The following is a 13,202-nucleotide window of genomic DNA, read 5'->3' on the forward strand; positions in this document are numbered from 1 at the left end:
CGCCGGACCCCCCGCCCGGCGTTGCGCGCCCTTGCGGCCCGGCGTACCGAAACCGTTGCCAGGGCCCTCCACAGTGGCACCGCGGGACGCCCGTAGCGGCCGTCCCCGCGCTGCCCATCCTGCCCCGCGGAACGGACCGGGATCTTCCGTCTTGACGGGCCCCTGACGTGCGTAAACGTTCTCCATACGGCCCGTTGACGCCTGCGCGCGGCGCCTGCGCTCAACGCCGCCGGTACACCAGCCGCCCCGCGAGCACCGTCGCCACGCACGTCCCCGCGCCCGCCTCCAGCAGGGCGGCTTCGTCCGGCACGTCGAAGACGGCGAAGTCGGCGCGCCCGCCGACCGCCAGCGGCTCCGCGAAGGCGACCGCCGGATCGGAGACGCCCCGCAAGGGGTCGAGACCGGGCTCGTCCACCGGGACCCCCGGCGTCCACGCCGCCGAGACGAACCTCAGCCCCGAGCGGGCGAGGGCGGTGCTCGTCGCGGGATCGTCGAAACAGCTGCCGGCCACGGCCGTGGTGCCGTGCCGCAGCATCTGCTGGATCCCCCGGCGGACACTGCCCGCCCACCGGGTCTCGCTCATCTCCAGGGCCGCCAGGCGCTCGCCGGTCAGCGGCCGGTCGCCCAGCTCGTCGTACTCCCGCGGATCGGGGTGGTAGCAGCGCTCCAGGAGCCGTTTCGCGTACCACTGCCGCAGCCCCGGCGCCAGCACCCCCGGCCAGCGCCGCTCGCGCGCCCGCGGAAAGGCCGCGGCCACATCCTCGTACGGGCCGATCGCCGCGATCGCGTCACCGTCCACCACCACGGCGCCGCCGGGCACGGGAGCCGCGCCCGGGGCAGCCGTCAGCAGCAGGCCGGCCGTGTGCAGGGTCAGCAAAGCGGCGTCAGCTCGCGTCGATGAGCTTCAGCTCGGGGTGGGCCGTACCGCCCTCGATCGCCGTCGACGACAGGTGCGAGACGACGCGGTCGTCGACCGGGTCGTTCGCCGGGTCGTCGTGCACGAGCAGGTGCTCGTACGTCGTCGCGCGCTGCGCCGGGACGCGGCCCGCCTTGCGGATGAGGTCGATGAGCTCCATGCGGTTGGAGCGGTGCTTGGCGCCGGCCGAGGAGACGACGTTCTCCTCCAGCATCACCGAGCCCAGGTCGTCCGCGCCGTAGTGCAGCGAGAGCTGGCCCGCCTCCTTGCCGACGGTCAGCCAGGAGCCCTGGATGTGGGCGACGTTGTCCAGGAACAGCCGCGCGACGGCGATCATCCGCAGGTACTCGAAGACGGTCGCCTGCGTACGGCCCTTCAGCACGTTGTTCTGCGGCTGGTAGGTGTACGGGATGAAGGCGCGGAAGCCGCCCGTGCGGTCCTGCACGTCACGGATCATCCGGATGTGCTCGATCCGCTCGGCGTTGGTCTCGCCGGTGCCCATCAGCATGGTGGAGGTCGACTCGACGCCCAGGGTGTGGGCGAGCTCCATGATCTCCAGCCAGCGCTCGCCGGACTCCTTCAGCGGCGCGATGGCCTTGCGGGGCCGCGCGGGCAGGAGTTCGGCGCCGGCGCCCGCGAAGGAGTCCAGGCCCGCGGCGTGGATGCGGCGGATGGCCTCCTCCGCGCTCACCCCGGAGATCCGCGCCATGTGCTCCACCTCGGACGCGCCGAGGGAGTGGATCACCAGCTGCGGGAACTCCTTCTTGATGGCCGCGAAGTGCTCCTCGTAGTACTCCACGCCGTAGTCCGGGTGGTGGCCGCCCTGGAACATGATCTGCGTGCCGCCGAGCTCCACGGTCTCCGCGCAGCGGCGCAGGATGTCGTCGAGGGGGCGCGTCCAGACCTTGTCGCTCTTCGGCGGGGCGTAGAAGGCGCAGAACTTGCACGCCGTGACACACGAGTTCGTGTAGTTGATGTTGCGCTCGATGATGTACGTCGCGATGTGCTCGGTACCCGCGTAGCGCTTGCGGCGCGCCGCGTCGGCCGCCGCGCCGAGGGCGTGCAGCGGTGCGGAGCGGTAGAGCTCCAGGGCCTCCTCGGGAGTGATGCGGCCACCGGCGGCGGCGCGGTCGAGGACGGCTGTGACATCAATGGTCGTGAGGTCGGCCTTCTCGCTCACCGGGGCGTCCCTTCGGAGGGGGTTTGACACGACCGTCAGCCTACGCCAGCCCTTATCCGTCCCGGCGGGTGAGGGTCGCGTGGGGACTGCCGCCCCTGGTGTCCTCGGACGTGTACATGAGCTTGCCGTCGGCGGCCAGGGAGAAGGTGATCCGCGCGGTCTCGCCCGTGCACCCGAGCGACGGCGTGCCGTCGGTGGCCTCCTCCAGGGTGAGCCGGGTGGGGACGGCGGTGAGCAGCTTGCCCTTGCTGTGGCACTCCAGGACGTTGAGCGCGGAGTAGGTGGTGCGGACGACGTACGTGCCGGGGGCGCCGTCGGCGATGACGGCGGTCATGGTGCCGTTGGGGGTGCCGTCGCTCTGGACGACCTGACCGGCCCAGGTGCCGAGGAACGGCCGGGGTACGGACTTCGCCGGGCCGCCTCCGGTGCCGGTGGTGCCGCGGGCCTCGCCCTTGTCCCCGTCCCCGCCCTGCAGGAGGCCGAGGCCGATGACCACGGCGACGGCCGCCGCGGCCAGGAGCCCGCCGACCGCGGCGAGCACGGCCCTCGTTCTGCGCCGCCCTCCACCGGCTTTCCGGGAGTCCTCCGCGGCCTCCGTGGGAGGCGGTGGAGGCGCGCCCCACAGGAGGGGCGCCGCGTCCGCCGGAGTCGGCACCGCACCCGCCGGACCCGGCACCGCATCCCCCGGCGGCCGCCGGCCCGCATCCAGGGCCGTGGGCTCTCCCCCTTCCAGGTCCAGCAGCTCCACCGCCCGCCGGCTCACCCGCTCCACCACGGGCCCGGGCAGCCAGCCCGCGCCCACCAGCGCTCCGGCGCCGTCCGGTGCCAGCCGGCGGGCGAGCTCCTGCGGGGACGGGCGGCCCGCCGGGTCCTTGGCCAGGCAGGCCTCCACCAGGGAGCGCAGGTCCCCGGCCAGGCCCGGGCCGAGGACCGGCGCCTCGTGGACGACCTTGTACAGCAGCACCGCCGCGCCGTCGCCCGCGAAGGGCGGCTCGCCCGTCGCCGCGTAGGCGAGCACCGCCCCCAGGGAGAAGACGTCCGCCGCCCCCGTCACCCCGTGGCCAAGGATCTGCTCCGGGGCCATGTAGCCGGGCGAGCCGACCGAGACGCCCGTCGCGGTGAGTGACGCCGTCCCGTCCGTGGCCCGGGCGATGCCGAAGTCGATCAGCCGGGGCCCGTCGAGGGTGAGGAGCACGTTCGACGGCTTGACGTCGCGGTGGACGAGGCCGAGCGCGTGGACGGCCGCCAGGGCCTCCGCGAGCCCCGCGCCGAGGGCCCGCACGGTCCGCTGCGGCTGGGGGCCGCCGGCCAGGACGGCCTCGGTGAGGGACGGGCCGGCCACGTAGCCGGTGGCGACCCAGGGCACCGCGGCCCCGGGGTCCGCGTCCAGCACGGGGGCCGTCCACGCCCCGCCCACACTGCGCGCCGCCTCGACCTCGCGTCGAAAGCGCGCGCGAAACTGCTCATCCAGGGCAAAATGGGGATGCACGGCCTTGACCGCGACGGTCCGGCCACCGGCACTGCGGCCGAGGTAGACCCGGCCCATGCCGCCCGCCCCCAGCCGGCCCAGCAGCCGGTACGCACCGATGACCTGCGGATCTTCCGGCAGCAACGGTTCCATCGGGCCTTTCGCCTCCCCCGGCGGGGGCCTGGGGCCCCGGTCTTCGGCCTATGACTCAATTCACGGGGTGTCCCAGGAACCCCCCAGGGCGGTTTCCCCATCCACCTGGAAGGAACAAACCGTCATGTCCTTCGGGGCAGCAGCAACGTCCGGAGCGACGCGATGACGTACCAGCAACCAGGGGCCTGCCCCACCTGCGGCCACCGCCGCGGATCCCGTGGCAAAAAATGGACGATCATCGTGGCGTCCATAGCCGTGGTGGGCCTCATAGCCGCCGGCGCCCTGAACTACTTCAAGATCGGCCCGTTCTCGGACAAGGGCAAGCCGGTCAGCTTCGGCCAGGAGCAGCAGGGCAACGGCGGCGGCCAGGCCGGCGGCGGGAACGCCGCCAAGCCGGACTCCCCGGTGCTGATGCCGACGGGCCCGGCGGCCGAGTTCAAGAACACCAGCACCCTCTCCGACGGCACCCAGGTGGCCGTGACCACCCTGGACGGCAAGAAGTCGGGCTTCAAGGGCAAGGTGTGGGTCTGGGCGCCCAAGGCGTACAAGGACCCGAAGTTCAAGGACCACGGTTTCCCGGTCCTGATCGCGCTCCCGGGCGGCCCCGGCTTCCCGAACAACTACTGGATGGACGACGGGGGCCTGCACCTCGAGTCGTCCGTCACCAAGTGGTACAACGAGGGCAAGGGCAAGCCGTTCATCCTGGCGATGCCGGTCCTCAACCCGCAGCCGGACACCGGCGGCCTCTACTGGGACGGCAGTGACATCCCGGGCCAGCCGAAGATGGGCACCTGGCTGACCGAGGACGTCCCGGACCTGATCAAGGCCAACTTCCGCACGGTGAAGTCGCGCGACGGCTGGGCGTTCATGGGCTCCTCCTCCGGCGCCTTCTCGGGCCTGAAGGCCGTCCTGAAGCACCCGGACAAGTTCAAGGCCGTGATCGCGTCCGGCCCGGACATCGTCCCGGACTCGCGGCTGTGGAACGGCCACGAGAAGGAGAAGGCCGAGAACAACCCCGAGGTGCTGGCCAAGCGGCTGATCGCCGAGAACAAGCCCGGCACCGACGTCTACCTCGCGTTCCAGTACGGGACGAAGGAGTCCAGCGTCATCCCGCACGTGGACAAGTTCATCGCCACCTACGGCAACAAGGGCCCGGTCCACACGCGCCTGCAGAAGATCGAGGGCGGCAAGCACAACGCCGTGACCTACATCCAGGGCATGGACATGGGCAGCATGCAGTGGATCAGCGAGCACATGGTGGGCCCCGTCGCCCCGTAGCCTCCAGGCCGACTGCTTGTTCCGGGAGCCCTGATCCCCTCCGGGGGGTCAGGGCTCCAGCAGTTCCACCCGCACGTCGGCGGGGAAGCCGGTCGTCGGGCCCGTGCGGCGGGCGAACTCGGTCACGCCCGCGAGCTGCTCCGGCCCGAAGCGGAAGTCCAGCGTCGTGAAGTAGCGCTCCAGCAGCCCGGCGTCGAAGGCCTCCCAGCGCGCCGCCTGCTCGGCCACCTTCGCCACCTCCTCCAGGGAGACGTCCCGGGAGGCGAGGAAGGCCTCGTGGACCTTGGCGACGATCTCCGGCTCACGCGCCAGGTAGTCCTTGCGCACGGCCCACACCGCGAAGACGAACGGCAGGCCCGTCCAGTCCTTCCACATCTGCCCGAGGTCGTGGACTTCCAGGCCGAGCCGCGGGGCGTCGTGCAGGGAGGCCCGCAGCGCGGCGTCCCCGATCAGCACGGCGGCATCCGCCTCGCGCATCATCAGGCCCAGGTCCGGCGGACACGTGTAGTAGTCCGGGCGTACGCCGTACTGCTCGGCCAGCAGCAGCTGCGCCAGGCGCACGGACGTACGGGAAGTGGACCCCAGCGCGACGCGGGCGCCGTCCAGCCGGTCCAGGGGGACCTGCGAGACGATCACGCAGGACATGACCGGCCCGTCGCAGCCCACGGCGATGTCACGCAGGGCGACCAGGTCGTCGGCGTTGCGCAGGAACTCGACGAGGGTGACCGGGGCGATGTCCAGCTCGCCCTCGATCAGCTGCCGGCTGAGCTTCTCCGGGGTGTCCTTGGTCAGGTCCAGGTCCAGCAGGGTGCCGGTGCGCGCGAGGCCCCAGTACAGGGGCAGGCAGTTCAGGAACTGGATGTGACCCACGCGCGGACGGCTGCGCTGAAGGGGGCCGGCATCGGGGTCGGTCTCTACGGCCTCTACGGCCGAGGCAGAAATGTCCACATCCGGAGGCTAGCCCCGGACGGCCGGGACGGCGGGGGCGGGGGTGCTCCCGGGCGGTGCCCGACTGGGGATCTTTTCCGTCAGGAACACCGGGAAAACCATCCGACAGCGTGATCTTCAACTCCTTCCGCGCGAGAACCCTCGCGTGCTAGGCTCGCCGCAAGTTGCAGTTTGGTTTCCCTTGCAGTACAGAGCCTGCGGAGCATGTGACCCGCAGGCTTTTGTAGTTTTCAGACTTCTCGCAGGTTCTGGAGCAGGGCAACCCTTTGGGCCCAAGGAGGGCTTTATGGCTACCGGAACCGTGAAGTGGTTCAACGCTGAAAAGGGCTTTGGCTTCATCGCCCAGGACGGCGGGGGCCCCGACGTCTTCGTCCACTACTCCGCGATCAACGCCTCTGGCTTCCGCTCCCTCGAGGAGAACCAGCAGGTCAACTTTGACGTCACGCAGGGCCCGAAGGGCCCGCAGGCGGAGAACGTCACCCCGGTCTGATCCTCGGATCCTTCCGGTGTGACGGCCCGACCGATCGCGGTCGACGCGCTGTACCCAAGGAGCCCTGCTCCCCCGCTTCGGCGGAGGGGCAGGGCTCCTGCCTTTCCCTCGCCCCTCGCTTCCCCTACCCGTCGCTGATCGTTAACCCTCCCTTAGCGACTTCTTGTTGACAGATTTCTTTCACTTTCTGTCGTACAACGCATTGATTTCGATCGCATAGCGTTCGGCGATCACGGCCCGCCGGAGTTTGAGGGTCGGCGTCAGCGTCCCGTCCGCCACCGTGAAATCCCCGTCCAGAATCCGGAAGTCCCGAATCCGGGACGGCCTGGACACCGCCGCGTTCGCCGCCTCGACCGCCTCCGCGCACAGCGCCCGCACCGCCGGGTGCCGGGCCGGCCGCCCGCCGAGGTCCACTCCTTCGCGCACCGCCCAGGCCCCGACCTCCTCCGCGTCCAGCGTGATCAGCGCCACCGGATACGGGCGCCGGTCGCCGATCAGCACCGCGCGCGAGACCCAACGGGACTGCTGCACGGCGAACTCGACCGGCGACGGCGCGAGGTTCTTGCCGCCCGAGGTGATGATCAGGTCCTTCTTCCGGCCGGTGATCGTGAGATAGCCGTCCGCGTCGAGGGCGCCCAAGTCCCCGCTGTGCAGCCAGCCGTCCGCGTCCAGCGTCCCGGCGGTCGCGGCCGGGGCGTTGCGGTAGCCCGCGAAGACCCCCGGCCCGCGGGCCAGCACCTCGCCGTCCTGCGCGATGCGCACCTCGCAGCCGGGCGCCGGTCTGCCGACCGTCCCGGGGCGGGCCGCGCCCGGGTGGTTGAGGGTGATCACGCCGGTGGACTCCGTCATCCCGTAACCCTCGTAGAGGGCGATGCCGCAGGCGCGCAGGAAGTCCAGGGTCTGCGGGGCGATCGGGGCGGCGCCGGTGATCGCCAGCTTCAGCCGGCCCCCGAAGGCCGCCCGGACCTGCGCGAACAGGCTCTCGTCCGCCGCCCGCCAGGCCGCGAGCAGTTCACCCCCGGGCTCCTCGCCCCGCGCGCGCAGACCGGCGGCCTCCAGCCCCGTCCGCACCGCCGCCTCCAGCCGGGCCCGGCCGTCCGGCCCCGAGGCCTCGGCCAGCGACACCACCGACGCATGCACCTTCTCGAACAGGCGGGGCACGGACGGCAGATGCGTGGGCCGCGCCTCGGCCAGCTCGGCGACGACGTCCTCGATCCGCCCGCCGAAGTAGCACAGGGTGCCGCCGCGGACGACCACCGACAGCTGGACGAGCTGGGCGAGGAGGTGCGCGAGGGGCAGATAGAGATACGTGACGTCACCGGGCCCGCCGCCGACCAGATCGGCCGAAGCGTCGGCGGCCGTGAAGTTGCCGTGCGTGAGGGAACAGCCCTTGGGCAGGCCCGTGGTGCCGGAGGTGTAGACGACGGCACACAGGTCGGCGGGGGTGACGGCCGCGCTCCGGGCGAGGAGTTCCTCCACCGGCACCTCGTCGTGCGGCAGCGGATCGTCCATCGGCACCACGTGCCGCAGCTCCGGCAGCTTGCCGCGGACGGCCGTCACGCGGGCCGCCTGCTCCGCGTTCTCGCACACGGCCACGCAGGCCCCCGAGTCGGCCAGCACCCAGGCCAGTTCCTCGTCGCCCGCCGTCGGGTAGACCGGCACCACGACGGCGCCGGCGGCCAGCGCGCCGAAGTGGGTGCGGGTCCATGCGGGGCGGGTCTCGGAGAGGATCGCGACGCGGTCCCCGGGGCGCACCCCGAGGGCGATCAGGCCACGGCCGGTTTCCTGCACGGAGGCCCACAGGGCGGCGTAGGTGAGCTCGGCCCACCCGCCATCTCGCCGGAACCGCTGGGCGGGCTGCGGACCGTACTGGCCTGCGGCCCACTGGGCGAGAACGGCGAGCGTAGGGGGGCGCTTGCACGGCATCGGTTCCTCCTGGTGGCTGAGGCCGGCCCGGCACCGCCGGACTGCGCCGTCTCGGTTTCCCGCCGTTGCGGCGGAGGTTTCCCGCCTGCGGCGAGATCGTCTCCCGCTCCGGCGGAGGGGCGGTGCCCGAGCCTTCGAGATGGTTGCCGTCGCTTCCTTCCGCCGCAACGGCGAAAAGCCACGACGGCGCGGTCCGGCGGTGCCGAACCTGCACAAGGCTGCCCGGCGGTGCCGAGCCCGCCCGGACCCGGGCACGAGCGCACCCGCGCGTGAGCGCACCCGCGCCCGGCACCGGGGCCTTCCCGAACGTTAAGAACGTTCGCCCCCGATCGGCATGACCGGAACCGTCGGCCCCACTGACCCCGGCGCTCAACGGAGTTACCGTCATCCGTATGACGAGTCGCACGATCACCGTGCACCACGTACGCGCCACCCTCACCGGCCCCCGGCGACTCGGCATCGACACCGTGCCCCTCCTGCAGAGCGCCCGCATCCCCCCGCTGCTCCTCGGCGACGCCCACGCGCGCGTGGCGCCCGAGCAGTTCGCCCGCCTGGTCACCGCCATCCGGCACGCCACCCGCGACGAGTTCCTGGGCCTGGGGCCCGAGCCCAGCCGGCCCGGCACGTTCGCGATGATGTGCCACGCGAGCATCGGCTGCCCCGACCTCGGCGCGGCCCTGCGCCGCGCCACCCGCTTCTACGGCCTCTTCCCCGGCGGTCCCGACCTCGCCGTCGAACGCACCGGCCCCGACGCCGCGTTCGCCGTGCGCACCGATCTGCGGGCGCTCGCCGAGGCGCCCTTCGCCGCGGAGTGCCTGGTCCTGATCTGGCACCGCCTGACGAGCTGGCTCATCGGCCGCCGGATCCCCCTGCGCTGGGCGGAGTTCGCGCACCCGGCGCCGCCGTACGCGGGCGAGTACGGCCTGCTGTTCGGCTGCCCGGTCCGCTGCGGCGCGCCGCGCACCCGCGCCGGGTTCGACCCGCGCTGGCTGGCGGCGCCCGTCGTCCGGGACGAGGGCGCCCTGGCGGAGCTGCTGCGGCGCGCGCCCGCCGGGCTGCTCGACCGCCGCGAGTACGGCACGACGGTCGCCGAGCAGGTGCGGCACGCCCTGGCGCGGGCGCTGCGGGAGGGCCCGCAGCGCCGGGCGGCCCGGCTGCCGGAGGTGGCGCAGCTCGCGGCGCGGCTCGCGGTCAGCCCGGCGACGCTGCGGCGGCGGCTGAACGAGGAGGGCACGTCCTACCGGCGGCTGCGCGATCAGGTGCTGCGGGAGGCGGCGGTGGCGGGCCTGGCGGAGGGGCGGGAGCCGATCGCGGAGCTGGCGGCGCGGCTGGGCTTCTCCGAGGACACCGCCTTCCACCGCGCGTTCCGCCGCTGGACGGGCACCACGCCGGGCGCGTACCGCCTCCTGGACGTGCACGAGCGGGGTCAGCAAAGCTGAGCTTTCCGGTCAGCTTCTTTCCTACCCGTCAGTCACTACGGTCTCCCCGACTCCCGCCGTCCCCGGGGAGTTTCGCGGGCGTGATCCGCGACGAGACATGAGTGACCCGTCACCACCTCACTGCCGGGAGAGCCGCATGCACTTGCGTAGGCACCTGCGTACGAAGGCCTGGGCCGCCGTCGCCGCACTGGCCGTCTCACTGGGCTTCGCGGGCGCGGCCGGCGCCGCCGGGCCCGCGTCCGCCGCCGGACCGGGTGACATCGTCACCTCCTCACCCACCTCCTTCCACCCGCTGCCCGGCCAGCCCACCGGCACCAGGGCCTGGCACGTCACCTACCGCTCCACCACAGCCAAGGGCGCCCCCAACGTCGTCTCCGGGACGGTGATCGTCCCCCAGGACGGCAGAAAGGGGCCGCGCCCGCTCGTGACGTACGCCGTGGGGACGGTCGGGATCGCCGACCAGTGCGCCCCCTCGGCCGGCTTCCCGTACGGGACGACGGCGGAGGCCAATCTGATCCAGCAGCTGACGCTGCGCGGCTGGGCGGTGGCCGTCACCGACTACGAGGGCCTCGGGACGCCCGGCGACCACACGTACACCGTCGGCCGCGCGGAGGGCCATGCCGTCCTCGACGCGGCCCGCGCCGCCCTGCGGCTGCCGGAGGCCGGGCTGGCCGAGGGCTCCCCGGTCGGCATCATGGGCTACTCGCAGGGCGGGCAGGCCGCGGGCTGGGCCGCCGAGCTGCACGCGTCGTACGCCCCCGAGCTGAACCTCAAGGGCACGGCCGCGGGCGGCGTCCCCGCCGACCTCCTGAAGGTCGCGGAGTTCAACGACGGCGGCATCGGCGCGGGCCTGGTCCTCATGGGCGCGATCGGGCAGAACGCGGCCTTCCCCGAGCTGGACCTCGGCTCCTACCTCAACGGCAAGGGCCGGCAGCAGGTCGACTTCCTCAAGAAGCACTGCGTGGCCGTCGACGCCGCCGCGAGCCTGTTCAAGCGGATCTCCGACGTGACGGTCAGGAACCCGCTGAACGAGGCGGACTGGCAGCGCGTGCTGCACGCCTCCGACCTCGGCACCCGCGCCCCCGACCGGCCCGTCTACCTCTACCACGGCACCGCCGACGAGCTCATCCCGTACGCGGGCGCGCGGCAGCTGCGCGCCGACTGGTGCACGAAGAACGCCACCGTGCAGTGGAAGGCGCTGCCGCTGGCCGGGCACGTCACCGGGGTGATCGCGGAATCCGCCCCGGCGGCGGGCTGGCTCGCCGACCGGTTCGCCGGCAGGCCCGCGGCAGGCAACTGCTGACGGGCAACTGCTGACGGGCAACTGCTGACGGGCGACCGCTGATGCACGCCGAGCGCTGGACCGGGCTTTCCGGTTCAGCGCTCGTACAGCCGCTCCACCTCCTGTGCGAAGTCCCGGGCGATGACCTCCCGCTTGAGCTTCATGGACGGCGTGAGGTGGCCGGCCTCCTCCGTGAAGTCCACGGGCAGGACGGCGAAGCGCCGAATCGACTCCGCCCGCGAGACCAGGGCGTTCGCGTCGTCCACCGCCGTCTGCAGCTCGGCGAGCAGTTCGCCGTCCCGCGCCAGCTCCTCCGGCGGCAGGCCCTCCTTCCCGTGCATGCGGCACCAGTGGGCGACGCCGTCGGCCTCCAGGGTCACGAGGGCGGTGACGTAGGGGCGGTTGTCGCCGGTGACCATGCACTGGCCGACGAGGGGGTGCGCGCGCAGCCGGTCCTCCAGCGGCGCGGGGGCGACGTTCTTGCCGCCGGAGGTGACGATCAGCTCCTTCTTGCGACCGGTGATGGTCAGGTAGCCGTCCGCGTCGAGCGCGCCCAGGTCCCCGGTGGGGAACCACTCCCCCGGCGCCGCGGGCACCGCCTTGCCCAGCTCGCCGTCCCAGTACCCGGCGAAGACGTGCCCGCCGCGCAGCAGCACCTCACCGTCCTCCGCGATCCGCACGGCGCCGCCCGGCAGCGGCCAGCCGACCGTGCCGATGCGGGGGCGGTGCGGCGGGGTGACGGTGGCGGCGGCCGTGGTCTCGGTGAGGCCGTAGCCCTCGAAGACCTCGATGCCCGCACCCGTGCAGAAGGCCGCGAGGCGCTCGCCGAGCGGGGAGCCGCCGCTGAGCACGTAGCGGACCTCGCCGCCGAGGGCGGCCCGGATCCGCCGGTAGACCAGCGGGTCGTACAGGGCGCGGGCCGCGCGCAGCCCCGGGCCGGGCCCCGGGCCGGTGCCGTGCCGGCGGGCCTCCTCCGCCTCGCCCCAGCGCCGGGCGACGGAGGCGGCCCGGTCGAAGGAGGCGGCGCGGCCCAGCTTCTCGGCGGTCGCGCGGCCGGTGTTGTAGACCTTCTCCAGCACGTAGGGGATCACGAGCAGGAAGGTGGGGCGGAAGCCGGCGAGGTCCGCGAGCAGGTCCTCGGTGCGCAGGGAGGGGGCGTGGCCCACGCGGACGCGGGCGCGCATGCAGCCGACGGCGACGGTCCGGCCGAAGACGTGCGAGAGGGGCAGGAAGAGGAGCGTGGCGGCGGGCTTCTTGCTGACGGCCTTGAAGACGGGGTGCAGCAGCTCGGTGGAATTGTCGACTTCGGTGAAGAAGTTGGCGTGGGTGAGGACACAGCCCTTGGGACGGCCGGTGGTGCCCGAGGTGTAGATGAGGGTGGCGATGTCGTCGGGGCTGCGGGTGGCCCGGGCCTCGGTGACGGCCGTGGCGGGCAGGGCGCGGCCCGCGGCCATCAGGCGGGGGACGGCAGCCTCCGCGGCCTCCCCCGCGTCGAACTCCCACAGGTGGGCCAGGCCCGGGAGGGATGCGCGCCCGGCCTCCACCAGCCGCGTCTGCTCCGGGCCCTCCACGACGCAGGCGGCGGCCCCGGAGTCGTGCAGGATCCAGCGGACCTGCGCGGCGGAGGAGGTGGGGTAGACGGGGACGGTGACGAGACCCGCGGCCCAGGCGGCGAAGTCCAGGAGCGTCCACTCGTAGCGGGTGCGGGCCATGATCGCGAGCCGGTCGCCGGGCCGCAGCCCATGGGCGATCAGGCCCTTGGCGGTGGCGAGCACCTCGGCGGCGAAGGTGGCGGCGCTGACGTCGCGCCAGGTGCCGTCGGGCTGCTTCCGGCTGAGGACGGGGTCGGCGGGGGCCTCGGCGGCGTTGTCGAAGGGCAGGTCGCCGAGGGACCCCCGGGACACGGGCGGGGCGAGCGGCGGGAGGGACGCCTCGCGGACGACTCCCCCGACGAAGGTGACGCGGGGTGGGGCTGCGCTGTGCGGTACGGACACGTGCGGCTCCCTACTGGGCGGTAAGTGGCGGCAATCTACGCCTCGGGAGCCACTCGCTCCAGACCGCCGCACCCCCTTCCGGCCGCGGCGGGAACCGCGAGGCGGCCCGCCGCCGCGCCGCAAGGGCG

General features: G+C 73.2%; 10 protein-coding genes. 4 read left to right on the forward strand and 6 right to left on the reverse strand.

The genetic code is table 11. From position 1 onward, the window contains the following. Positions 1-220 precede the first annotated feature (220 nt). From IE241_RS31930 to IE241_RS31940, 3 genes are read right to left on the reverse strand one after another with little or no spacing between them, the layout of a single operon-like run. The gene (locus tag IE241_RS31930; protein WP_190025360.1) at positions 221-877 is read right to left on the reverse strand and encodes an amidohydrolase family protein; all 657 of its coding nucleotides are present in this window, start codon (positions 875-877) and stop codon (positions 221-223) included. A 7-nt stretch (positions 878-884) separates the two neighbouring features. After that, positions 885-2,096, reverse strand: a complete 1,212-nt coding sequence (gene mqnC, locus IE241_RS31935) for a cyclic dehypoxanthinyl futalosine synthase (RefSeq protein WP_190025405.1) — start codon at positions 2,094-2,096, stop codon at positions 885-887. A gap of 52 nt (positions 2,097-2,148) precedes the next feature. Continuing rightward, complete coding sequence (locus IE241_RS31940) at positions 2,149-3,717, reverse strand: serine/threonine-protein kinase (RefSeq protein WP_190025361.1); 1,569 nt, start codon at positions 3,715-3,717, stop codon at positions 2,149-2,151. A gap of 240 nt (positions 3,718-3,957) precedes the next feature. Between IE241_RS31940 and IE241_RS31945 the strand changes: the two genes are divergently transcribed. Further along, entirely contained in the window at positions 3,958-4,995 is a 1,038-nt protein-coding gene (locus tag IE241_RS31945) for an alpha/beta hydrolase (RefSeq protein ID WP_373300814.1), read from the forward strand. A 48-nt stretch (positions 4,996-5,043) separates the two neighbouring features. Here IE241_RS31945 and IE241_RS31950 read toward each other — a convergent pair whose 3' ends face one another. Further along, a complete protein-coding gene (locus IE241_RS31950) occupies positions 5,044-5,937 on the reverse strand; it encodes a menaquinone biosynthetic enzyme MqnA/MqnD family protein (RefSeq protein WP_190025406.1) in 894 nt (297 codons plus the stop codon). 292 nt (positions 5,938-6,229) lie between these two features. On the opposite strand from IE241_RS31950, the gene IE241_RS31955 reads away from it, so the two are divergent. Further along, on the forward strand, positions 6,230-6,433 hold the full coding sequence (locus tag IE241_RS31955; protein WP_003984261.1) for a cold-shock protein: 204 nt from the start codon (positions 6,230-6,232) through the stop codon (positions 6,431-6,433). Between the two features lie 180 nt (positions 6,434-6,613). Here IE241_RS31955 and IE241_RS31960 read toward each other — a convergent pair whose 3' ends face one another. Then, the gene (locus IE241_RS31960; protein ID WP_190025363.1) at positions 6,614-8,359 is read right to left on the reverse strand and encodes an AMP-dependent synthetase/ligase; all 1,746 of its coding nucleotides are present in this window, start codon (positions 8,357-8,359) and stop codon (positions 6,614-6,616) included. 392 nt (positions 8,360-8,751) lie between these two features. Between IE241_RS31960 and IE241_RS31965 the strand changes: the two genes are divergently transcribed. Continuing rightward, positions 8,752-9,798 carry an AraC family transcriptional regulator gene (locus IE241_RS31965; RefSeq protein WP_190025364.1) on the forward strand — a complete coding sequence of 349 codons (1,047 nt, stop codon included), beginning with the start codon at positions 8,752-8,754 and terminating at the stop codon, positions 9,796-9,798. A 136-nt stretch (positions 9,799-9,934) separates the two neighbouring features. Then, on the forward strand, positions 9,935-11,101 hold the full coding sequence (locus IE241_RS31970) for a lipase family protein (RefSeq protein WP_190025365.1): 1,167 nt from the start codon (positions 9,935-9,937) through the stop codon (positions 11,099-11,101). 74 nt (positions 11,102-11,175) lie between these two features. On the opposite strand, the gene IE241_RS31975 is transcribed toward IE241_RS31970, so the two are convergent. After that, positions 11,176-13,074 (reverse strand): AMP-dependent synthetase/ligase, encoded by a 1,899-nt coding sequence (locus IE241_RS31975; protein WP_190025366.1) that lies wholly within the window; start codon positions 13,072-13,074, stop codon positions 11,176-11,178. Positions 13,075-13,202 lie beyond the last annotated feature (128 nt).

Origin of the sequence: Streptomyces hiroshimensis (assembly GCF_014650335.1) — a bacterium.
GTDB classification, from domain to species: domain Bacteria; phylum Actinomycetota; class Actinomycetes; order Streptomycetales; family Streptomycetaceae; genus Streptomyces; species Streptomyces hiroshimensis.